The organism is Shewanella sp. Isolate13 (assembly GCF_022398325.1).
Taxonomy (GTDB): domain Bacteria; phylum Pseudomonadota; class Gammaproteobacteria; order Enterobacterales; family Shewanellaceae; genus Shewanella.
This window is the reverse complement of record NZ_JAKEVD010000015.1, coordinates 83,114-106,459: the sequence shown is the minus strand read 5'-3', so window position 1 is coordinate 106,459 and position 23,346 is coordinate 83,114. Positions and strand designations below refer to the sequence as shown.

The window sequence follows — 23,346 nt, the reverse complement described above, 5'->3', positions numbered from 1 at the left end:
GCTAAATAGTTTCTATTATTTAAGGCAATATTGTTGTCACCATCTTATTATTAATTGGATCTGAATAATTATGAGCGATTTTCTTGAAATATTGACCCACGGTCGTCGTTTTAAAGCCGCAGTGAAAGAGTTATCACTTAATGATTTAAAAGAGTTGTCAGTAAAGCTTGAAAAAATTATTGAAGAAAAATCTTCTCAAGAAGCCGCAGAACAAGAAGCTATGGCTGAGCGTAATGCTAAAATCGAAGAGATCCGTAAGCAAATGGAAGCTATCGGTTTATCTGTAGATGATATTGGTGGTGCAGCCGTTAAAGCCGCTCCTAAGAAGCGCGCTCCTCGTCCAGCTAAATATCAAATTGAAGTTGATGGCGAAATGGTACAGTGGACAGGTCAAGGCCGTATGCCTACCGTATTTAAGAACGAGCTTGAGAAAGGCCGTACAATGGAAGACTTCTTGATCTAATATCGAGTCATCCACAACTAAAAGCCCTGCAATTGCGGGGCTTTTTCGTTTTAAGGTTAAAAAAATTAAATCGGTCGTTACAATTACTGCTTAGTGATTGTTAATAAGTTAGGATATGCTCATCATTTTCCTGTTTATCTAACAATAATAAGTAGAATAATGCGTAAACATATAATCAAAACCCCAATCGCTTTACTTAGCTTGTTATGCAGTCCAGCACTATTGGCTAATGAGCAACTGTCTGACAATACCCCTAGACTCACAGCATTAACCCATGCAAACCTGATGCTGGCACCAGGTGAAATGCTAACCGATGCTACCCTGCTGATTGAAAACAGAAAGATCAAAGCCGTTATCAAAGATAACGATATCCCTGAGGGGGCGTTTGAAATAGATTTATCGGGACACACCATATATTCAGGCTTTATTGATCCTTTCACAGAATATGCTATCGACTATGAAAGAGAGGTCGAAGATACATCCGGCCCCGTATATGAAATTAAGCGTATCGGAGGTAATGCAAGCAATGGTGCAATCCATTCACAGATGCAATGGTTTAATTATGTTTACCCTGATAAAGACCAAGCAAAGAAATGGATTGATAATGGCTTTACTAGCGTCCAGTCTAGTTATTTAGATGGTATATTTCGTGGCCAAGGAGTGACATTATCGTTAGCGGATAAGAAAGCAAACGATGTTATTTATAATGCACAAACAAGCCAATTTATGGCCTTTAACAAAGGTTCGTCTGTTCAAGATTACCCACAATCTTTAATGGGCAGTATGGCATTAATCAGACAAACCTTCGCCGATGCAAAATGGTATAACCAAAATAAAAATAAGAGCTCTGGAGAAACTGTTGAATTTAATATCGCATTAGAGCGATTAAGTGATGACAAAAAGCAAAACTTCATCTTTGAAACGAAAAACCTCAATAATCAGCTTAGAGCCGCTCGATTATTAAACGAATATGAGTTAAGTGGCAGTCTAATTGGTAATGGTCGCGAGTATGCAAGATTAACAGAATTAAAATCTTTCCCCTTTAGCCTCATTTTGCCACTGAGTTATCCCGCAGCACCTGAAATAATCGATGGTGACAGTGAACGAGAAGTCAGCCTAGCTTCTTTAAGACACTGGGAACGCGCCCCGAGTAACTTAGCCATGGTTGAAGCTGCCGAAATACCATTCGCATTAACACAGTATGGAATAGAGTCTGATAAATTTTGGCCAAGATTGAAATTGGCGCTCACAAGAGGTTTATCCGAAGAGGCCGCCCTTGCAGCACTCACTACCGATGCGGCTGAAATATCAGGCATCGATCATTTAGCGGGTAAACTAGAGCCCGGCTTTATGGCGGACCTGGTGATCACCGATGGTAATATCTTCGATGAGGGGAAAATTGTCAGTATCTGGTTACAGGGCGAGGAGCGTCAACTCATTAAACGCGACCGAAACTTACTCGACACCGCTTATCAAATACAGCTTAATGAGCTAAGTTTCGATCTCAATATCACTCAATCACCATCGTTAGCTGGCACCCTAACGAGTGGTGAGGATACGATTGAGCTTGCCAACATTGATTACCAGCAGGGACGACTCACATTCAGTGCCGACCTGTCTGATGCAGGCTTTAGCGGGATCAGTCGCTTCACCCTTTGGCTAGATAGCCAAGGGCTCACCGGCAGACTACTCGACAGTCATAATCAGATGTTTCCTTTCGGTGGTATAAAGCTGGAAGCGCTCGAGATGACAGATAAGCAAGATAAACCGGCTCAAACAGCGCTTATCTCTAAGTTAACCACACCGAACGTCGCCTACGGTCTAAGTGAACGCCCAACGCAAGATAAGGTACACCTTAAAAACGCCACCATCTGGACCTCTGATAGCAACGGTGTATTGCTAAATAGTGACTTAATTATCTCTCGCGGAAAAATCGAAGAGATAGGGCAGAACCTCAAAACACCTTCTGGTTACGCCAGCATAGATGCCACGGGTAAGCATGTCACCACAGGCATTATCGATGAGCACTCGCACATCGCCCTAAATGGCGGCACTAACGAAGGCAGTGATGCTATCACCTCAGAGGTGCGTATTGGCGATGTGATCAACCCCGATGACATCGCTATCTATCGTGGTCTTGCTGGCGGTGTCACCACGGCGCAAATTCTTCACGGCAGTGCCAACCCCATTGGCGGACAAGCGCAGATCATTCAGCTTAAGTGGGGCGACAATGCCCAGCAACTTAAATTTGAAGGCGCGCCAGCAAGCATTAAGTTCGCCTTAGGTGAGAATGTTAAGCAGAGTAACTGGGGGGATGATTTTACCCATCGCTTCCCCCAGAGTCGTATCGGTGTAAAGTCGTTGTTTAGCGAGGCCTTTAATGAAGCACTTGCCTACCGCAAGGCGCAAGCCGATTATAATAAGATGCGCTCGAGCGAGCGTAGACGCACAGTCGCACCGCAGTACAACTACCGCTTAGAGGCGATTGCCGAGGTGCTGGAGCAATCTCGCAATATCCACATTCACTCTTACGTGCAATCTGAAATCTTGATGTTCCTGCGTCTTGCCGAGGCTTATAACTTTAAAGTCAGCACCTTTACTCACATTCTTGAGGGCTACAAGGTCGCCGATGAGATGGCCAAGCATGGTGCCCATGCTTCTACCTTCTCTGACTGGTGGGCCTACAAGTTTGAAGTCTACGATGCGATTCCGCAAAACACCTGCTTGATGCAAAATAAAGGCGTACTCACTAGCATCAACTCTGACGACTATGAGATGCAGCGCCGCCTTAACCAAGAGGCCGCCAAATCTATGATGTATTGCGGTATGTCTGCGGAGGATGCGTGGAAGATGATCACCATCAACCCAGCGATTCAACTTGGCATTCAAGATAAGGTTGGCTCGCTGGTCGAAGGTAAGCAAGCCGATGTAGTGCTTTGGGACAATGCACCACTTTCAGTGTATGCCAAGGTCGACGCGACCTGGATTAGCGGTCGTCGTTACTTCAGCCGCGAGCAAGATAAAGCGCTGCAAACTGAGGTCGCCAAGGAGCGCGCCGCACTCATTCAAAAAGTACTGTTAAGCGATGACGCCCATAAACAGGGTGAAACACCGATGGAGTTAACCGAGCCTGAATGGCATTGTGATACCCATTTCAATGCCTGGCAGCAAACGGCTAAAGGAGCACTATAATCATGTTTAACAACACTTTAAAACAAGCTATCGTGCTATTTGGCCTGCCTTTCAGTCTGATGGCAAGCGCCCATGACATGCTGCCTGCTAAGGCACAAAATCAAGCGATCTTATTTACCAATGCCACTGTGCATACGGTGACTGATGGGGTGCTTGAAGAGAGTGATGTGCTAATGGCCGACGGTAAGATTATCGCTGTCGGTAAGTCACTGTCCGCGCCCTCCCCGCAGACGACATCGGAGGGGGCTGAGGATGAGACTGATTCTGCGTTAAGTGATTATTCGGCGTTAATTGCCAATGCAGAGGTGATTGATGCGACAAGCAAGCATCTCTATCCGGGGTTAATTGCACTCGACACCACCATGGGATTGGTTGAAGTGGAGATGATGCGTCCGAGTAACGATGCCTATGAGGTGGGTTATATCAATCCTCAACTAGAGGCTACGGCGGCATTTAACCCAGACTCGGAGATCATTCCCACCGTCAGAGTCAATGGTATTACCCACGCCCAAGTCGTGCCGCAAGGTGATGGTTTAGCCGGACAATCGGCACTTTTGTCGATGGATAGCTGGACCGTTGAAGATGCGCTAGTCGAGTCCAACAAACAGTTTCACCTATACTGGCCCCATATTCGTTGGCTATCAACCGATGCCGATAAGCGTAAAGAGCAACTGGAAGACTTAAAGCTCAGAATCGATAAAGTCTATCAGGCATTTACCGATGGTCAGCGCTATCAGCTTGCTAACAAGGCCGGCAAGATTAATAAGATTGACCTTCGCTGGCAGGCCTTAGCGCCGCTCTATGAGGGCAAGGCACAGCTATTTGTTCACGCCCAGTCACAAAAGCAGATTGAGGAAGCTATCGCCTTAAGTAAACATTTTGGCTTTAAGCTAGTGATTGTAGGGGGCTATGACGCCTGGCGCGTAGCTGGCACACTTGCAGAAATCGATGCTAAGGTCATTTATAATCAAACGCTGACATTGCCAAAACGTAACGATGAGCCGATTGATTTGGCATTTAAGATCCCTGCTCTACTCAAGCAGGCTCAGGTTCCGTTTGCACTGGCCTTCTCATCTGACTGGAATAGTCGCAACCTACCATTTGCCGCAGGGCAAACCGTCGCTTATGGCCTAACTAAAGAGGAAGCGCTAAAAAGCATCTCGCTGGATGCCGCAAAGATGCTCGATATTGATGATATGGGCGCGATAGCACCGGGATTTAAAGCCAATATTATTTTGGCAACAGGTGACATTTTAGACCCAATGCAGGCAGGCATAGAGTCAATCTATATCGATGGTCGTAAAATTGATCTTAATAATCGCCATCAACAGCTTTATCAAAAGTATCTAAAGCGCTAAAATTTCTGACTTATAGCGCAGATAAAGCCTAACGGTAAAAAAGTGCTCATTATGAGCACTTTTTTATTTCAGCTTTAATCATTATATCGGCTCATTCACCTCAATAATAAAATAGGCCAGCGACCATGAAATATCTATTACCCTCAATTTTTGTGCTTATGCTCGGTGGCTGTGCGGGTGAGTACACCTTTAGCAGTAACCTAGATAGCGACGCCATCGATGACTACTTTAAGGCATCGGATGTCACTGTCTATGAAGGCACACTACAGCCGATAGGACCTTTTGAGATTAAAGGGTTAGTCGAGGGCGAAACCTGTCAAATATCTGAAAATGACGCGCCAGCCTCTATCAGTGAAGCCCGCACTCTTGCTCGCCGCGCTGCTGCCGATAAGCAAGCCAACGGCTTAGTGATCAAGAACTGTTTATTGATTGAAGAAGCTAGCCCAAACTGCATCACTCGCGCCCTTTGTGTGGGACAAGCGATTGTCACCACCAGTCGCGAATAGCACTAACCATTATTTCTTATAAGTAGCCTTAATGTCTTTTAATAGTCAAATTCAAGCCGTAGCCTATTGCCGCACTCCCTATAAACAGAAGTTTGGTATTCCCAGACAACCGGGACTGGTGAGCGCCGCCCGCGGCTTTGTCGAGTTAGCTCCACCGTTTAACCAGATCGATGCCGTTCGAGGCCTAGAGCAATACTCACACCTATGGCTGCTATTTTGCTTCCATGAAAACCTAGCCGCAGGTTGGAAGACGACGGTTCGTCCACCAAGGCTCGGCGGTAATGAGAAGCTAGGAGTATTTGCCACACGCTCCACCTTCAGACCAAACGGTATTGGTCAGTCAGTGGTTAAGCTGCACGCGGTGCATAGCCACAACGGTAAGGTCAGTCTCGAGATCTCTGGGATGGATCTACTCGATGGCACACCGATTATCGACATTAAACCCTATATCCCCTTCTCCGACTCGATTACAGATGCCAAAGGCGGCATCGCTCAAGAGGCGCCTGTATTGGTCGATGTGTCTTTTTCCGAAAAGGCTCAGCAACAGGTGGAACAGTATCAGCAAAATCCAGCTTATCCGCATTTAGCTGAATTAATTGAAGGGGTATTAGCCCAAGATCCACGTCCAGCCTATAAGAAGGCTAAGACCGATCCTAAGCTGTATCAAGTCGCGCTCTATGACTTAGATATCTTATGGGTGATCACCGATACGGGGATCGAAGTAACCGAGCTTAGAGCCTCACAGGTTGGCAAGACTGAACAACCTGGTAGACAAGGCTAAATACGCCAAATGACACTTCCACCAGCACAAACGAAGCCTGATTATCAAACTCAGCATAAAAAACGTCTGTCCTATATGCCATGGCTCTATTTCTCATTAAAAGAGAAACACCTGTTATGGGCTAGACCTTGGCAGGAGCAAGTACAAGCCCATTTTTGTGCGGTTGAAACCGTCTCTATTGGCGATAACTGCTTCGTTGCGCCGGAGGCAAACCTATTTGCCGAGCCGGGGCGTGATATCACCATAGGTGATCAGTGCATGATTGGCGCCGACAGTTTCTTGCACGGCCCTATTACACTCGGCAATGAAGTGGCAATTAATCACGGCTGCTCTCTCGATGGTGGCCGCCACGGGATCCGTATCGGCAATCAGACCCGCATCGCCAATAACGTCACCATCTACGCCTTTAATCATGGTATGGCGCCCGACATGCCTATCTACCAACAAGCCTCAAACTCCAAGGGCATCGTAATAGGTGAAGATGTATGGATTGGGGCTCAGGCAGGGATCGTCGATGGTGTCACCATAGGCAATCACGCCGTGGTTGGGATGGGAGCTGTAGTCACTAAAGATGTCGCCGACTACGCCATTGTGGCTGGAAACCCTGCACGCGTCATTGGTGATCGACGCGATAAGTTCTGATCGCTTTAGCCGCCCTTATTACCACTGTAAATTACCGCTTTTGTAGCGGTATTTTTTATCCCGTGCTCAGCTTAATACCCTAGCTGTAAAGATTATTCACCAAGGATTGAAGATGTTTACTCCCTGTTTAACCAACAAATTTGAGCTGGGTTAGTTAACCGCCTATATTTAAGGAGTGGCTACTAGCTAAATAGGGAAGCGTTATGAGAACTCGCCAGATCCTCTGTCCAACCGACTTTTCAGAAACGGCATCACATGCCATGAGTTATGCCTTCGAGATGGCCAATTTTTATAAGGTGGGCGTGCGTCTATTACATGTGGTCGATAAGCCTTTTGGTGATAGAAATACGCGAGTGCTGTCGATGACTCCTGAAGAACTGGCCGCCAGAATGGAAAAGCCCGCTGCAGAGAAGATGCAACAACTCATCGCCACTCTTGAGCAAGAACTCGAGATTGAAGGCATTATCCGTCATGGACATGCCGCCGAGCAGATCTTAGCGACCGCTAAAAATATGAAAGCGGGCATGATAGTGATGGCAAGCCATGGACGAACCGGGTTAGATCACTTGTTACATGCGAACATTGCCGAGCAAGTTGCCAATAAGGCGACCTGCCCAGTCTTGGTGGTAAAGTAACTGCTAGGTAAAAATTAACCGCACACACTAACAAATTGCTTGGTTTTATTTATAGGGAGGGGTTATGCGTACTCGCGACATCTTGTGTCCGATAGACTTTTCTGAGACATCGACTCATGCCTTAGGCTATGCAGTAGAGATGGCAAGCTTATACGCTGTCAATATCAGGTTATTAAATGTGGTCTCTCTGCCTTATGTCGGGCCCGATTATGGCATTGTCATAGACAACCCTGCGGGCCTGCTTAATGACTTCGAAACCATTGCCAACGATAAGATGAAGGCGATTGTTGCCGAAGTTAGAGAACAGATGCCCAAGGGATTAATGGTGCATACCAACGTACGAACGGGTAGCGTACTGGATCAAATTTTAGCAGAAGCCGATGAGCTGAATGTAGGGATGATTGTAATAGCAAGCCAAGGCCTTACAGGCTTGTCTCATATGCTAACTCCTAACATCGCCGAGTCGGTTGCTAACCAGGCTAAGTGCCCTGTGCTAGTCGTTAAGTAAAATGAGATAAGTGATGACAAACTAACCCTGTGATTGAGCCGCTTATTATGACTGAGCACCGACAGAGGCGATTTATGCTTAACCAGCCCTAAGTTGTGACGTTCTGCATACCGAAATAATTGCCGTGATAAGCGGCTCGCTGAGCCGCCCACTGGTATATGCTAAGCCAATTTTCTTTATCAGCTCAATCCCCTCTATAGGCCGCAATACCAAACCATCACTATGCTTTATCTCCTCCCAATCAGGTAGCAAGGCTAAACCAACTCCGGCGCTCACCAGTGGCCAAGCATACTCTATGGTTCGGATATTGGCTCGGTTCTGAAACTGTAGCCCCTTGGCGGCCATCGCCTGCTTTAACTTCTCTAGCGCATCACAGGGCGTGCGATTAATAAAAGCGATGCCATCGAGATCTGCAAGGGTGATAACGGGCTTAGTGGCAAGCGGCCAACTCTTTGGTATCGCCAGTTGGTATCTGTCTTGCCAGATTGGTAGAAACTCCTCACAGCTATTAACCGACTGAGATAGTACCACCCTAGCATCACAGGCTTCATCGGGATCGACCAGAGTCAGCTCTAAATTATCAATGCGCTTCGATAAGTCGTTAAGCAAAGAACTCATACGCTCGGCACCTAAGGATCGCATCAGCCCAAGCTTCAACGGCGTCGGAGTCGGTCCATCGCTAAACAGATGCAAAATAGCTTGCTCATTGTCACTCATCGAACGCGCGAGAGGATAGAGTTTATCGGCGGCAGAGGTGGGGCTTACCCCACCAGCATGACGAATAAATAACTCGATATCGAGTAACTGCTCCAACTGTGAAATCGCGGCAGTGATTGAGGGCTGAGACACAAAACAGGCCTTTGCCGCAGCCGTGATACTGCCCAGTTCATAGACTGATTTAAAGTATTTTAATGATCTGAGTTTCATTAAACATCCTATTCAATCGCGGTTAAACTTTTCCTGCTTTTCCTGCTTTTCCTGCTTTTCCTGCTTTTCCTGCTTTTCCTGCTTTTCCTGCTTTTCCTGCTTTTTCAGTCTACGCACACTTAACTATGACCTCAACAGCTAGCTATAGCTTTTTCCTATACCCCACATAAAAAGATAGTATTTTTGCTATACCCACAAAATCTATATGGTTAACAAAATGAGTTAAATTTTGACCGATATCGACACTTTAAAATAGATAGGACAATAATAATGAGCACTCAATCCCCTGCCGAGCAGATTTTGCTAACTTCATCCTCTGCACCCTCAGCCCCTTCTGTACCAGCAAAGCATCTGGTTGTTAACCGTGACGCCCGCAACCGCACCATGGCACGTTATGGCTATAGCGATGAAACGACTAAAATTATCGATAATGAAAATCTACTGCCGACGGGACTGCTCAGTCGCATACACGCATCCTATCCACAACACTCGGGCCTACTCGAGTACCGTGAGTTTCTGTTTACCGATAAAGAACACTACTCAGGCCTATCGGGCTTTCGAGAGGTGTGCGCAATCCTTAACAAGAATGGCATAGATATCGGCCATATCGATGAGCGTGAATTTTTCGTTGAAGTGTATCGCTTCCTCGCCACCCGCCACTCATTAAATAGCATTAACTGGGACGATTACCCGACAGACTCAGTATTTCAGTTGGTTTTCCCGCAGCCAGGGATGATCAATCCACAGACCACCCAAGCCTATATCGATGCCAAGAATGCTAAGGCGCGTACTCAAGTCGCCATCGAGTATATGGAGAAGACTAATCCCCATGACGGTAATCAGCAGCTCAACAAGCCTTGGTTTGTGAACGATGAAGGGGTACTCGAGTTTCTAGACGGCAGTCAGCACAAGTACCCTCAATGTCAGTTAGTCTTCGATAAGACCACCCAAAACTGCTTCTCCTTTTGCACCTACTGTTTCCGTCATGCTCAGGTGCGCGGCGATGAAGATATGTTTATTCAAAAGGATATCGCCCAGCTCCATGAGTACTTAAGACGTCATAAAGAGGTGACCGATATTCTGATCACTGGCGGCGATGGCGGTTACATGCCGATGAGCCGCTTAAAGCAATATGTGATGCCACTGATTGAAGACCCATCACTACTGCATGTCAAAAATGTGCGCTTAGCGACCCGTGCGCTGACTTTCCAACCGGAGATCGTACTCACCGAGAAATACGAGCCAATGCTTGAGCTCTTCGATACCATGCGTGATAACGGCGTTCAACTTGCGTGGATGGCCCACTTCTCGACCCCGAGAGAGCTGCTTAACCCAAGTACTCTGGCGGCGATCCGTCGCCTTCAAAATCATGGAGTGAATATTCGCAGCCAAAGCCCAATGATGAACCATATCAGCCTATTTATGGATGATAAGGGTAGTGTCGATGTTGAGCGCTCATCACAAAGCTGGATCGATCTATCCAATATTCTTGGCATGCTCTGTATCGGTTTCCACTCTATGTACTGTGCCCGCCCAACAGGCGAGCATCACTACTACACCGCCCCTCTGGCTGATATGAGTAAGATTTTCAATCGGATCTATCGCTCATTGGCATCGATTAACCGTCCATCGCGTCATATCTCAATGACAATTTCAGCGGGTAAGCTGGCTATCTTAGGCACCACTATCGTCAATGGTGAGAAATGCTTTGCACTGCAGTTTACCGAGGCGAGAAACATGGAGTGGATGGACCGGGTTATCTTGGCTAAATATGACGAGAAAGAGAACAAGATCGATTGCCTAACCCCTTATGACACAGACAAATTCTTCTTCGAAGATGAGCTGAAAGAGATCGAGACTCAGCTTGCCGATGCACTACAGCAAAGACTCGTAGGAGCATAAGATGATCAATAAACTGATGGCTACGCCAGCCCAGGCGGTCGCCGATATCTTCGATGGCGCCACCGTGATGATTGGCGGTTTTGGCGAATCAGGTAGCCCGATTGAGCTTATCCATGCCCTAATCGATCATGGCGCTAAAAACCTGACCGTTATCAATAACAACACCGGCAGCGGCCATGTTGGTTTAGCGGCGCTGATTGAAAATGGTCAAGTGGGCAAGATGATCTGCTCATTTCCCCGTACCGCCAACTCGACGGTATTTCCCGATCTCTACCGCGCGGGCAAGATTGAGCTAGAACTGGTGCCTCAGGGCACACTTGCCGAACGCATTCGCGCTGGTGGTGCAGGCATTCCCGCTTTTTACACCGCCACCTCGGTGGGAACGCCACTGGCCGATGGCAAGAAGCATGAAGTCTTCGATGGCCGTGAGTATGTGCAGGAGCTTGGGCTTAAGGCCGACTTTGCCCTGATCAAATCGCTGCTGGCAGATCGTCTCGGTAATCTGCGCTACAACAAAACCGCACGCAACTTCGCCCCCATTATGGCGATGGCAGCCAACTGCACCATAGTGCAATCACAAGAGTATCTAGAGGCTGGCGCTATCGATCCAGAAATCGTGGTGACACCGGGCATTTTTGTCGATCGTATCGTCACAGTGAAGCAACCAGCCCAAGAGTCAAAGCTTGTTGCCGCAGGAGTAAGCTACCCATGAGCAGCCCAGTAACTAATAGCAAAATGACCGATAGCAAACAAACCCAAAAGCAAACACTAGGCTGGAGCCGCGAGCAGATGGCGCAAAAAGCCGCGCAGGATATTCCCGACGGCGCCTATGTCAACTTAGGCATTGGGATCCCCGAGAAAGTTGCCCGTTATGTGCCAAAAGGCCGCGAGGTGATCTACCACACCGAAAATGGCCTACTGGGCATGGGGCCAACGCCGGATGACGATGATATTGACTTTGAGCTGATCAATGCGGGTAAGAAGCCAGTGTCGGCAATCGCTGGTGCGGCTTACTTTCACCACGCTGACAGCTTCGCCATGATCCGCGGTAAACATATCGATATCTGCGTATTAGGTGCCATGCAGGTCTCGCAAAAAGGCGACCTTGCCAACTGGTCGACGGGAGCGGCCGATGCCATTCCTGCCGTGGGCGGCGCAATGGATCTGGTTGCGGGTGTAAAGACCATCTTCGTGATCACTCAGCACACCACTAAACAGGGAGATGCCAAACTTTTAGCAAACTGCAGCTATCCACTGACGGGGCAAGGCGTTGTAAGCCGCATCTATACCGACCTTGCGGTTATTAAGGTAACAGAGCGGGGCTTTGAGCTTGTCGAGCTGGCACCGGGTGTCGATTTTGATTATGTGCAGCAACGCACCGCCTGTGAGCTAATTCGCCCTTAAGCAGTTACTTAGGTAACGGTTTAAATATGAAAGAGTCTAGAAGTGCTGAAATGGAATTAAGATGATGTCAGCTATTAAACGAGAAAATGATGAAAACAACAGCCCCAGTGAGACAGGGGCTGACCGCAGTGCCCTGCTCTACCAAAAGGCTTTAAGCCTCATGCCCGGCGGTTGTAGCCGAAATACCGTGCTGCGCAGGCCAAATCCACTCTATGCCCAGTCGGCTGCAGGGTGTTTCGTAACCGATATCGAGGGCACACGGCGGGTCGATTTTGCCAACAATATGGCAGCGTTGATCCATGGTCACGCCCATCCAGAGATAACGACTCCGGTGACCGAACAGCTACAAAAAGGCAGTGCATTCACCTTGGCAACCGAAGCCGAGATCGACTACGCCGAGCATCTGTGTAGCCGCAACACTGGCTTTGACAAAATTCGTTTCGTCAACTCAGGGACCGAGGCGGTAATGAGCTGTCTCAAGGCATCGCGCGCCTATACTGGGCGCGCCAAGATAGCCAAGGTCGAAGGCGCCTATCATGGGCTTTATGACTATGCAGAAGTGAGCCAAACTGCATCACCAGGCAACTGGGGAGAGGCATCGAAGCCCAATAGTGTGCCTGTTGCCTTTGGCACGCCCCAAGCGGCGCTCGATGATGTGGTGGTGATCCCCTTTAATGATGCCCCCCGCGCCATCGCCATCTTAGATGAACACAAAGATGAGCTTGCCTGTGTGTTGGTAGACCTACTGCCTCACCGAGTGGGACTGATCCCCGCATCGACAGAGTTTGTTATTGCGCTTAGAGAGTGGAGTGAAAACAACGGCGCTCTACTGGTGTTTGATGAGGTGATCACCTTCCGTAACGGTTATGGTGGCGCCCAAGATAACTACCCTGTCACGCCTGATCTCACCGCCATGGGCAAGATGATCGGTGGCGGCTTTCCCGTCGGTGCACTAGCTGGTAACAGCGAGGTGATGGATGTGATGAATCCCTTGAATAATAAGGTGCTGTTTCCTCATTCAGGTACCTTCTCTGCCAACCCCGTTACCATGGTGGCAGGCCTAAGTGCCATGAAGTTATTTGATCGTGAGGCCGTTTTTAGACTCAACGCGCAAGGTGATAGGCTAAGAGTCATGATCACTGATGTGATAGCGCAGGCCGATGTGCCAGCCTGTGTCACAGGTACAGGATCTATGTTCCGCATCCATATCAAGCCAACGCCGCCCACGAACTACCGCGATGCCTATGCATCCCCTCAAGAGACGAAGCTAATGACGGCGCTAGTAGATCATCTATTTGATAACGGCTTTATGATGATTAACACCTGTTCTGGCACCCTATCGACGGTGATGACAGACAGAGAGTTAAGCCATTTTGCCGAAGTCTTACTTGCAGGCCTTATCCGATTAAAGCCCCAGTTCGATGCCCTTAAATCTTCAGCGACACTAACCGAATAGGAACGACTATGAGCTTAGATAGCTTAAAAGATGTCTATATCTGCGATGCAATCAGAACCCCAATCGGCCGCTATGGTGGTGGGCTATCATCAGTGCGCTGTGATGATCTTGCCGCTCTGCCAATAAAGGCCTTGATTGCGCGCAACCCTGATGTCGATTGGCAACATTGCGACGACCTGCTGCTTGGCTGTGCCAACCAATCTGGCGAAGATAACCGTAACATTGCGCGTATGGCAGGCTTGCTTGCAGGCCTTCCCATTGAAGTGCCCGGCTGCACCGTAAATCGCCTATGTGGCTCAGGCCTTAATGCCCTTGGGGACGCCGCCCGCGCGATCCGTACTGGCGAGGCCGACTTGATGATTGCCGGTGGGGTCGAGAGCATGTCTCGCGCCCCATTTGTGATGCCAAAGGCAACAAGCCCCTTTGCACGTTCAACCGAGTTTTACGATACCACCATGGGCTGGCGCTTTATCAACCCTGAGTTTGACAGGCAATATGGCACCGAGGCGATGCCGCAAACGGCGGAAAACTTAGCCCAAGACTTCGCCATCTCCCGTGAGGCGCAGGACCGCTTTGCGTTATGGAGTCAGCAAAAGGCGGCAAGCGCCCAAGAAGCTGGATTTTTCGATAATGAAATCGTCCCCGTCACTATCCCTGTGCGCCGCGGCGAGCCAACGGTCTTTAGCAAAGATGAACACCCACGCTTGAGCAGCTTAGACAAACTCAACAACTTAAAGCCACTATTTGAAAAAGGCAGCATTACCGCCGGCAATGCCTCTGGCATCAACGATGGCGCGGCGGCGCTACTGTTAGCCTCGGCAGAAGGTGTAGCGCAACATAAGCTTAAACCTCGGGCTAAGATCTTGGGTATAGCTGTTGCCGGTGTGCCCCCTCGCATCATGGGACTTGGGCCTGTGCCTGCCACCAACAAGCTGTTAAAAAGATTAAATCTCTCTTTGGCTGATATGGATATTTTAGAGTTCAATGAGGCCTTTGCGGCGCAGGCACTGACCTGCACCCGAGAGCTAGGCTTGAAAGATGACGACCCCAGAATTAACCCACAGGGCGGCGCCATCGCACTGGGTCATCCACTGGGGATGAGTGGTGCAAGGCTTGCAACTACTGTGGTCAATCAGCTTGAACGTACCCAAGGGCGTTATGCCCTGTGCACCATGTGCGTCGGAGTCGGCCAAGGTATTGCCATGATCATAGAAAGAGTTGACTGAGAAATTGGCTGTCAGAACTCGTTAAAACATTCAAATGAAAGCCACCTGTTCAAAAGGTGGTTTTCATCATGTTCAATACACGGTTTTATTCTTTCTAAGGAAACACTAATAAAAGAAGAGAATTAACGCGACAAAAGCTGTGACGACTCCCAGAAAGCTCAAACTTCTAAGCACGGCCATCGAATACTGAGTTTGTACTTCTGGGAATAGATAGAAGAAGTAGGAGATTGAAGGCACGGCTAAATACAGTCCGCCAAGCCTAGAACTTAGCGGCACCTGAGCCCCCATTAGCGCCAGCCCATAGACCAAGAAAAGCCCACTAAAAAGCCACTCAAAACGTCCAAGCTCTCGGTATTTAAATAACACTAGGAGCAGGGGTAAAAATATCAATACCATTATCTGAACTTATCTCAAAAAACGCCTAGGATAGCGCGACTGCCTTCGATCCTAATCTAGCACTTAGTTCACTAAAGGGATAGCCGCTATATATGTCCAATATAAAGACGCCTTACTCAAAATTAACACAACGAAATAAGCTTTCGCTTATTAACTCGAGTTCTTAACTCTCATTCTTAAATCTGACTGGTGACTGGCGAGACTTATCGACCTCTAGTTTAAACACATCCGGCCTCGAATAATGCCCCGCAACATCCAGCGCACGCTTAGAATTCGCCGCCTTTTCAACTTCAATATCTAGGAGTAGGTAACCTTTCTCTTTAGATAAGGGTCCAGCCATAATTTCACCACTCGGGGATACAATGACGGAATCACCGGGGTTAATCCAATCTTCATCAGCGGGATAGAGTCTATCTAGATCTGGAAAGTCTTCTGGTAAATCGGCTCGTTGCAGCGCGACGCCACAACAAAGTACCCAACATTTTCCCTCTCTGGCAATATGTTGCATAGTACCAATCCAAGCTTCGCCGCTATCATAAGTGGGTGCGATATATATCTCTATCCCCTGTGAATACAGGGAGTATCTCGCCAGAGGCATATAATTCTCCCAACATATTAAGCTGCCAACTTTCCCAACCGGAGTCGCAACCACATTTAAACCATGGCCGTCACCAAATCCCCAAACCATGCGCTCAGGGTTAGTCGGCATGAGTTTACGGTGATGGTTGACTATTTTCCCTTGGGTATCAATGGTAATGGCGGTGTTATAGATGGTTGATTGGCTATTGCCATTATCGCGTTCGTTTAAGCCGCAAACCAAGGTCACCTTCCTCTCTTTTGCCACCTCAAGCAACGGTTTGATATCGTCCGAGGACAAATCTACCGAGTTTTGCAGCAAACGTGTATGTAAGGCCTCACAAATTCCCCAGTCTGCTCCTGGTCTTAATCGCCATATCCACGCAGGATACCCAGGAATAAATGCCTCGGGAAAAACGATAAGTTCAGCCCCCTTCTCCGATACCGAATGAATAATTTCGACAGCTTTGCGGATGGTTGCCTTTTTATCGAGCACACAAGGCGATTCTTGAATAATAGCGACTTTTTTCATAACTTAGTCCCTTTCGATAGACTATTGAGTTCACATCGTTCAAGCAGCCCCAGAAGGATAGGCTCAATAAAATATAAACTCTTACTCAAATGACTTAATCAAGTTTAGCTCAATCGTGACCGATGGCTTTGCCACGCACTTCGGGCTAAAACTTAGCTATGCAGTCCGAGATAAGAAACCCCTCCCTCTCTGCCACTTACTCAACTGTTTTGCTTAATTTTTAACAGCTTAATGGCTGGATGTTGCATCCGATTACACTGGTAGGCTAGACCTAGCCAATAAATTCCACCAAATCACAAAATCCATAGGTGACAGAAAGCCTACAAGTGATAAAATAGCGCCCATTCAACTCAAATTTGGACACCGGTAATGCGCGTAAGCAAGTACCTGCTATCAACTCAAAAAGAAACTCCTGCCAATGCAGAGGTCGTTAGTCATCAGTTAATGTTACGTGCGGGTATGATCCGTCGTAACGCATCAGGCTTATACAGCTGGTTGCCGACAGGTTTACGTGTACTGCGTAAAATCGAAGCTATTGTTCGTGAAGAGATGAACAAAGCAGGCGGCGTTGAGATCCTTATGCCTATGGTTCAACCTGCGGATCTTTGGGTTGAAACGGGTCGTTTTGACAAGTTTGGTCCTGAACTGCTTCGTTTCCAAGATCGTCACAACCGTGACTTCGTTCTAGGCCCAACTCACGAAGAAGTGATCACCGACATCGTGCGTAAAGAGATCAACTCTTATAAGCAGTTGCCGCTTAACCTATACCAGATTCAAACTAAGTTCCGTGACGAAGTTCGTCCACGTTTTGGTGTCATGCGCTCACGTGAATTCTTGATGAAAGATGCTTACTCTTTCCATTTAGATCAAGAAACCATGGATGAGACCTATGAGGCGATGTTCCAAGCTTATAGCAACATCTTAACTCGTTTAGGCCTAGCCTTCCGCCCAGTAATGGCAGATACAGGCTCTATCGGTGGCAGCATGTCACACGAGTTCCATGTATTAGCGAACAGTGGTGAAGACTTAATCGCTTACTCAACGGAAAGTGATTACGCAGCGAACATTGAAAAATGTGAAGCACCAATGCCAACTGACACTCGTCAAGCAGCAACAAGCGAAATGACCCTTGTCGACACACCAAACGCTAAGACCATTGCAGAGCTTGTTGAGCAGCATGGTATCGCGATTGAAAAAACGGTTAAGACACTTATCGTTAAGGGTTCGACTGAAGAAGCGCCACTAGTGGCTATCGTTATCCGTGGCGACCACGAGCTAAACGAAGTGAAAGCTGAGAAATTAGATGCGGTATTAGCCCCATTTGAATTTGCAACTGACGCGGAAATTCGGGACGCTGTCGGTGCAGGCGCTGGCTCAATCGGTCCTGTAGGCCTAAATATGCCTGTATTTGTTGATCACAGCGTTAGCATCATGAGCGACTTCGGCGCGGGTGCAAACCAAGATGGCAAACACTACTTCGGCATCAACTGGGAGCGCGATCTTCCAGAAGCTGCAGCATTCGATCTACGTAACATCATCGAAGGTGAGCCTAGCCCATGTGGTAAAGGGACTATCGCACTACTTCGTGGTATCGAAGTTGGCCACATCTTCCAGCTAGGTACCAACTATTCTGAAGCTATGAATGCTAACGTACTTGACCAAAACGGCAAGTCACAGACGCTGCTTATGGGTTGCTACGGTGTAGGTGTTAGCCGTATGGTTGCCGCTGCAATTGAGCAGAACAACGATGACCGCGGTATTATCTGGCCAGATGCGATTGCACCGTTCACCGTTGGTATTTTGCCGATGAACATGCACAAGTCACACCGCGTTAAGGATATCGCCGAGAAGCTATATCAAGATCTAAACGATGCGGGTATGGAAGTGATGTTCGATGACCGTAAAGAGCGTCCAGGCGTGATGTTTGCCGATATGGAGCTTATCGGTATTCCACACGTAGTAGTTATTGGTGATCGCAACATCGATAACGGTATGTTCGAATACAAGAACCGCCGCACGGGTGAGAAGCAAGATATCCCACTAGACGAAATCGTTGAGTTCTTAAAAGCGCAACAAGCTTAATCACCAGATCTTAACAGACCGTTCGCTAGAACAATAAAAAATGCCGATGACATCATCGGCGTTTTTTTATTGATTTTTATTATGTTAATTAAACAGCTCTTCTATTTTTTATCTTTGATCATCAATCACCACCCCGTCATCGGGTAAGCTGCCAGCCGTAACAAACTTAACCGTCCCAGAAAGCTGTGTGAACGCTCGAATGGTCTCTTGAACCGCCTGCCCGTCAAGACAGATGCTAGCATCTGTTAATTCACACATAAGACACATACAGTCTTTATGATCATCTTTAGAAACCACTAGCCTAACCTTAGCTATGCCTGCATGGGCTAGCCTGATACGCTCAACCTGCTCTGGATGAATGAATAAACCTTTGACCTTAGTCGTCTGATCTGCGCGTCCTAACCAACCTTTAATACGCATATTGGTTCTACCGCAAGGGCTTTGACCTGATAGCTCTGCACTAAGATCACCAGTAGCAAAACGTATGAGTGGATAATCTTTATCTAAGCGAGTAATCACAACCTCACCTACTTCCCCTCTGCTAACAGGTTCTAAACTACCTGGGCGGACAATTTCAAGGATAATATCTTCAGCAACAACCAAACCTTCATCGGCCACACTTTCATAAGCGATCAGTCCTATGTCTGCTGTGGCATAGGCCTGCTTGACTTGAATATCAGCTAGCTCAAAAGTCGCTCTTAGCTGAGCACTCAAGGCTTCGCCAGTGACTAACGCTTTCGATATCGAGGAGATATCCTTGCCATGCTCTTTGGCCTTTTCTAGCAAGATATGCAGGAATGAAGGCGTGCCGCAATAGCCGTTAGGACGAAGATTCTCTATCATCTCTAGCTGCAGTTCCCCTTGTCCGGGACCGGCGGGGATCACGCTACAACCACAAGCCCGCGCACCTGAATCCAGGATAAAGCCACCGGGTGTGAGATGATACGATAAGCAGTTTTGCACTACATCTCCGGCCCGAAAATCTGCTGCATAAAATGCTTGCCCCAGTCGCCACCAATCTTGTTTATCAAACTCGGGTTCGTAAATGGGTCCTGGAGACTGAAATACTCGCTCAGGTCGCTTAGCCTCTGGGACAATTCCAGCGAAAGGCATGTCTATCTTTTGCAGCTCTATCAAGTCTGACTTGCGGGTGATTGGCAACGCCGCCAAAGCTGCTCGATTATCAACTTTGCTTAGATCTATTCCTGCTAAGGTGTTCTGGTAATACTGACAAGATCTGCGGCTATAGCTGAGAAAATCACTCAATCCAGACATTAATGTCTGTTCTCTTAATTCGGGAGCCTGCACCTCTTCGGGTTTAAAAAATAGGTTCATCAAGCCAACTCCTACTTATAACCAACGCTTACGGCGCTTGTATGATTTTAGATTTTTAAAGCTCTTGCGCTTTTCGTTCCCCCCACCTAGGTAAAACTCTTTCACATCTTCATTATTGAGCAGCATCTCTTTACTGCCATCGAGCACGATTTTACCTGACTCCATGATGTAGCCATAGTTCGCCGCTTTTAATGCATAATTGGCGTTCTGCTCCACCAGCAGCATAGTGATCCCTTGCTCGCGATTGATCTTTTCAATAATGCCAAACACCTCTTTAACCAACAGCGGTGATAAGCCCATGGAAGGTTCGTCAAGACAGATCATCTTGGGCCGAGCCATCAGCGCACGCCCTATGGCGAGCATCTGCTGCTCTCCACCTGAGAGATACCCAGCAAGCCCTGTACGTTCTTTAAGCCTAGGGAAATAGTTAAACACCATCTCAATGTCTTGGTTCACTTGGCCATCATTACGGGTATATGCCCCTAATTTCAGATTTTCAATAACACTCATATCTTCGACAATTCGACGCCCCTCCATCACCTGAAATAAGCCTGAACGCACTACATCCTCGGCATTTTTCACATCGATACGCTCGCCCATAAAATAAATGTCACCGCGGGAGACCTCGCCATTCTCGGTTTTAAGTAAGCCCGAAATCGCTTTCAATGTGGTCGACTTACCCGCACCGTTTGGCCCGAGGAGAGTCACGATTTCCCCTTGGGGAACATCAATACTGACGCCACGAAGAACTTGAATAACATCGTCATAAACCACTTCAATATTATTGATGGAGAGAAGCGGGGTTTCTGGTTTTAACTGCACTGCTTGTGTCATAACAACTCCAACCTATAGGTGAGACTGCCTAGCAAAACTAAAGGTCTGTTTGCTAGGCTTCTGATGCCTGTAGCGCGATGTTTAGTAACCTAACCAATCAACACGACGTTCAAGGGTGACTTGGTTAACCTTCTCTACTCGCACATCACCGCCGTTGAAGTTCCCCTTGTAGATATTGACCTTATTGATCCCTCTATGGTCATCAGGCGTCCAAGTTGCCGCTAAACAGACGCCTTCTAGCCCTTTGGGTACCCAGTTTTGACGAACATACATGCCCTTCTTAACGTTCTCTCCAGTCACGCCGCCGTTAGCCTTGGCCCACTCCATTGACTCTTTCATAAAGTAGGTTGAGCACACGCCACGGATATAGTGGTGTAAGCGTTCCTTATCACCTGTGTTATCAGACATCTTGGAGATATTACGAACCAGCTCCATCCCAGGTACATCATCACTCCAGAATGGCGTCATTGTTGGGAAGATATAGTTTTTCACACCGGCACCGGCCGCTTTAAACACCAGTTTATCGCCGCCCCAGATATTGGACATAAACTGGATCTCGGTGCCCACAGTATCGCAAGACTTAATCAACGACTGCACTGAGCCCCCTAAGTTACCTATGTAGCCATAGTTGGTTTTAGAGCTTTTAAGGCTTAAACACTGAGCCTTAAAGTCACCGGGTTTCATCGAGATCACAACCGGTGGCTGCACATCAAAACCTAGTTCTGTGGCATATTCTGCGCAAGCGGCTTTAGGCGCATTCGGGAAAGGATGGTTAGCACCAATGTGGGTAAACTTGGGCTTGCCTTGACCGCCTTTGGCCTTCCAATCTTCAGCGGCCCACTGCACCAAACCGCGGCAAGAGTCTGAATAGGAAGCGCCGTAAAAAAAGTTATAAGGAGCAGGTTTCTTAGTGTTTGGGTTTTTACCTTGTGGATCCGTTAGATGGCCTGAGTATGACGCAGAAAAAATAGGGGTCTTATCTTTGGCGGCAAAGGAGATCAGCGCTTCTGTATCTGCCGTGCCCCAGCCTTGCATCGCTACCATGTTTTTACGTGATAACCACTTCTTATAGGAAGCAATCGCTTGCGGCACCTTGTAAGCGTAATCTATGGTTTCATACTCAAGTTTAGTGCCATCGATCCCGCCATTGGCATTAATATAGGCCAGCGAATCACGCACACCATCTGCATAGGGTTTGCCCACAAACGCCGTCGGGCCAGACATATCAGCCAAGTGACCGACAAAAATGGTTTCTTCGGCGCTAACCGCAGAACTCATAGCCAAACAGCTAAGGCTTGCACCTAATCCAATGGCTAACTGTTTCGCGTATTTATTGTAATGATGACTCTTATACATAGTTTAATCCCTTCAATATCGTCCGTTAAAGTAAGGTTTAGAGCACTCAATGCCACACCTGCCCAACATCTGCGGCCTTATCGTCTCACTTGCGTTTATCTTGTTTTCACTGTGTTAGTTGCCAAACAATTAGGCTTTAGTAGGCAAATGGGTAAAACTTCCAATAGTTCTTTATCTGCGCCCAGCGATGAGCTAATCCCTCAGGTTCAAAAATAAGGAACAAAATGATCACCAAGCCAATCGCCATCTCTTTGATATAGGCTAAGCCATCGGTCACCATGGGAATATTGCCCCAGTCGGTGTACTTCATCAGACTCACTACGCTCTCTAACGCCTCTGGCAGTAACACCATAAACACCACGCCCATCAAGGTTCCCTTGATTGAGCCAAGGCCGCCGATGATCACCATGGCCAAGAATTGAATCGACATGAAAATCGTGAAACCTTCCGCTGACACATAACCTAAATAGTGAGCGTATAGCGCACCGCCAATACCGGCATAGAAAGAGGAGATCCCAAATGACAGCAAACGGTACTTGTTAAGCTTTACCCCCATAATTTCTGCTGAAAGGTAATGATCCCTCACCGCAACAAAGGCTCGACCATCACGGCTACGCATCAAGTTACAACCCCAGATATACATAAACACCAAGGCAAACAGTGCGATGAAATAGAAGCTTTGGTCACTATCAAACTCAAAACCAAATAGGTTAACTGGCGCCGCCATCGAACCTGCTGAACCACCAGAGAACCACTCAGCCCTTGCAAAGAAGTCTTCAATGATGAACTGAGCAGCAAGTGTGGCAATGGCGAGGTATAAGCCCTTAATTCTCGCCGCAGGCATACCAAACATCATGCCCACCGCCATGGTGAGAAAGCCCGCAAGCGGAATACAAAACACCACAGGGATCTGAAAGCTGGTGTTAAGCCAAGCCGATGCAAACGCACCGAATCCAAAGAAAGCGCCATGTCCTAACGAGATCTGTCCGGTAAAGCCCACTAGAATATTTAGTCCCAATGCGGCGATTCCCAAGTAAGCAATCTGAATAAATAACGTAAGAAAATAACCATCGAGCAACCAAGGTGCGCAGCAAGCAAGGGCTATCACCGCCATCGTTATCAATCGTATCGTCTTGGTTTCAAAAATCGTGTTGTCGGCCTTATAGCTAGTGCGGAAATCTCCACAGGGACGCATTGCTAAGCTAGACATAAAAACTCCTTGTACAAAAAATTAA

Annotated in this window: 21 protein-coding genes; 14 read left to right on the top strand and 7 right to left on the bottom strand. The window is 47.6% G+C overall.

Features of this window, described 5'->3' with window-relative positions; all coding sequences use genetic code 11:
- The first annotated feature begins 70 nt into the window (after nt 1–70).
- The 8 genes from L1D44_RS11630 to L1D44_RS11595 all read left to right on the top strand — a co-directional run bounded on the left by L1D44_RS11630 (nt 71) and on the right by L1D44_RS11595 (nt 8,085).
- Nucleotides 71–463 carry an H-NS family nucleoid-associated regulatory protein gene (locus L1D44_RS11630; protein WP_202721670.1) on the top strand — a complete coding sequence of 131 codons (393 nt, stop codon included), beginning with the start codon at nt 71–73 and terminating at the stop codon, nt 461–463.
- A 159-nt stretch (nt 464–622) separates the two neighbouring features.
- A complete protein-coding gene (locus L1D44_RS11625) occupies nt 623–3,655 on the top strand; it encodes an amidohydrolase family protein (protein WP_239890792.1) in 3,033 nt (1,010 codons plus the stop codon).
- A 2-nt stretch (nt 3,656–3,657) separates the two neighbouring features.
- The gene (locus L1D44_RS11620) at nt 3,658–5,013 is read left to right on the top strand and encodes an amidohydrolase (RefSeq protein ID WP_239890791.1); all 1,356 of its coding nucleotides are present in this window, start codon (nt 3,658–3,660) and stop codon (nt 5,011–5,013) included.
- A 125-nt stretch (nt 5,014–5,138) separates the two neighbouring features.
- Complete coding sequence (gene rcsF, locus L1D44_RS11615) at nt 5,139–5,519, top strand: Rcs stress response system protein RcsF (RefSeq protein ID WP_239890790.1); 381 nt, start codon at nt 5,139–5,141, stop codon at nt 5,517–5,519.
- Between the two features lie 31 nt (nt 5,520–5,550).
- Nucleotides 5,551–6,300 carry a tRNA (N6-threonylcarbamoyladenosine(37)-N6)-methyltransferase TrmO gene (gene tsaA / locus L1D44_RS11610; protein ID WP_239890788.1) on the top strand — a complete coding sequence of 250 codons (750 nt, stop codon included), beginning with the start codon at nt 5,551–5,553 and terminating at the stop codon, nt 6,298–6,300.
- Nucleotides 6,301–6,309: 9 nt separating this feature from the next.
- Entirely contained in the window at nt 6,310–6,942 is a 633-nt protein-coding gene (locus L1D44_RS11605) for an acyltransferase (protein ID WP_239890786.1), read from the top strand.
- A gap of 203 nt (nt 6,943–7,145) precedes the next feature.
- Entirely contained in the window at nt 7,146–7,577 is a 432-nt protein-coding gene (locus tag L1D44_RS11600; protein WP_239890785.1) for a universal stress protein, read from the top strand.
- A 64-nt stretch (nt 7,578–7,641) separates the two neighbouring features.
- The gene (locus tag L1D44_RS11595) at nt 7,642–8,085 is read left to right on the top strand and encodes a universal stress protein (RefSeq protein WP_239890784.1); all 444 of its coding nucleotides are present in this window, start codon (nt 7,642–7,644) and stop codon (nt 8,083–8,085) included.
- A gap of 78 nt (nt 8,086–8,163) precedes the next feature.
- Here the strand turns inward: L1D44_RS11595 and L1D44_RS11590 are convergent, their stop codons facing one another.
- Nucleotides 8,164–9,012 carry a LysR family transcriptional regulator gene (locus L1D44_RS11590; RefSeq protein ID WP_239890783.1) on the bottom strand — a complete coding sequence of 283 codons (849 nt, stop codon included), beginning with the start codon at nt 9,010–9,012 and terminating at the stop codon, nt 8,164–8,166.
- 270 nt (nt 9,013–9,282) lie between these two features.
- On the opposite strand from L1D44_RS11590, the gene L1D44_RS11585 reads away from it, so the two are divergent.
- The 5 genes from L1D44_RS11585 (at nt 9,283) to pcaF (ending at nt 15,000) form a co-directional block, all read left to right on the top strand.
- Nucleotides 9,283–10,914, top strand: coding sequence for a hypothetical protein (locus tag L1D44_RS11585; protein ID WP_239890781.1), 1,632 nt, complete (start codon nt 9,283–9,285; stop codon nt 10,912–10,914).
- Between the two features lies 1 nt (nt 10,915).
- Entirely contained in the window at nt 10,916–11,626 is a 711-nt protein-coding gene (locus L1D44_RS11580) for a 3-oxoacid CoA-transferase subunit A (RefSeq protein ID WP_239890779.1), read from the top strand.
- 23 nt (nt 11,627–11,649) lie between these two features.
- Nucleotides 11,650–12,318 (top strand): 3-oxoacid CoA-transferase subunit B, encoded by a 669-nt coding sequence (locus tag L1D44_RS11575; protein WP_239890799.1) that lies wholly within the window; start codon nt 11,650–11,652, stop codon nt 12,316–12,318.
- 61 nt (nt 12,319–12,379) lie between these two features.
- A complete protein-coding gene (locus L1D44_RS11570) occupies nt 12,380–13,774 on the top strand; it encodes an aspartate aminotransferase family protein (RefSeq protein ID WP_239890777.1) in 1,395 nt (464 codons plus the stop codon).
- Between the two features lie 8 nt (nt 13,775–13,782).
- Nucleotides 13,783–15,000 carry a 3-oxoadipyl-CoA thiolase gene (gene pcaF / locus L1D44_RS11565; protein ID WP_239890775.1) on the top strand — a complete coding sequence of 406 codons (1,218 nt, stop codon included), beginning with the start codon at nt 13,783–13,785 and terminating at the stop codon, nt 14,998–15,000.
- A 105-nt stretch (nt 15,001–15,105) separates the two neighbouring features.
- On the opposite strand, the gene L1D44_RS11560 is transcribed toward pcaF, so the two are convergent.
- Nucleotides 15,106–15,396 (bottom strand): hypothetical protein, encoded by a 291-nt coding sequence (locus L1D44_RS11560; protein ID WP_239890774.1) that lies wholly within the window; start codon nt 15,394–15,396, stop codon nt 15,106–15,108.
- A 163-nt stretch (nt 15,397–15,559) separates the two neighbouring features.
- Entirely contained in the window at nt 15,560–16,504 is a 945-nt protein-coding gene (locus tag L1D44_RS11555) for a carbon-nitrogen hydrolase family protein (protein WP_239890772.1), read from the bottom strand.
- A 369-nt stretch (nt 16,505–16,873) separates the two neighbouring features.
- On the opposite strand from L1D44_RS11555, the gene L1D44_RS11550 reads away from it, so the two are divergent.
- Nucleotides 16,874–18,586 (top strand): proline--tRNA ligase, encoded by a 1,713-nt coding sequence (locus tag L1D44_RS11550; RefSeq protein WP_239890770.1) that lies wholly within the window; start codon nt 16,874–16,876, stop codon nt 18,584–18,586.
- A 108-nt stretch (nt 18,587–18,694) separates the two neighbouring features.
- Here L1D44_RS11550 and L1D44_RS11545 read toward each other — a convergent pair whose 3' ends face one another.
- The 4 genes from L1D44_RS11545 to L1D44_RS11530 form a co-directional block, all read right to left on the bottom strand.
- A complete protein-coding gene (locus tag L1D44_RS11545; protein ID WP_239890768.1) occupies nt 18,695–19,921 on the bottom strand; it encodes an AMP-binding protein in 1,227 nt (408 codons plus the stop codon).
- A 15-nt stretch (nt 19,922–19,936) separates the two neighbouring features.
- Entirely contained in the window at nt 19,937–20,755 is an 819-nt protein-coding gene (locus L1D44_RS11540; RefSeq protein ID WP_239890767.1) for an ABC transporter ATP-binding protein, read from the bottom strand.
- Nucleotides 20,756–20,836: 81 nt separating this feature from the next.
- The gene (locus tag L1D44_RS11535; RefSeq protein ID WP_239890797.1) at nt 20,837–22,033 is read right to left on the bottom strand and encodes an ABC transporter substrate-binding protein; all 1,197 of its coding nucleotides are present in this window, start codon (nt 22,031–22,033) and stop codon (nt 20,837–20,839) included.
- 214 nt (nt 22,034–22,247) lie between these two features.
- The gene (locus tag L1D44_RS11530) at nt 22,248–23,321 is read right to left on the bottom strand and encodes a branched-chain amino acid ABC transporter permease (RefSeq protein ID WP_239890765.1); all 1,074 of its coding nucleotides are present in this window, start codon (nt 23,319–23,321) and stop codon (nt 22,248–22,250) included.
- Between the last annotated feature and the right edge of the window lie 25 nt (nt 23,322–23,346).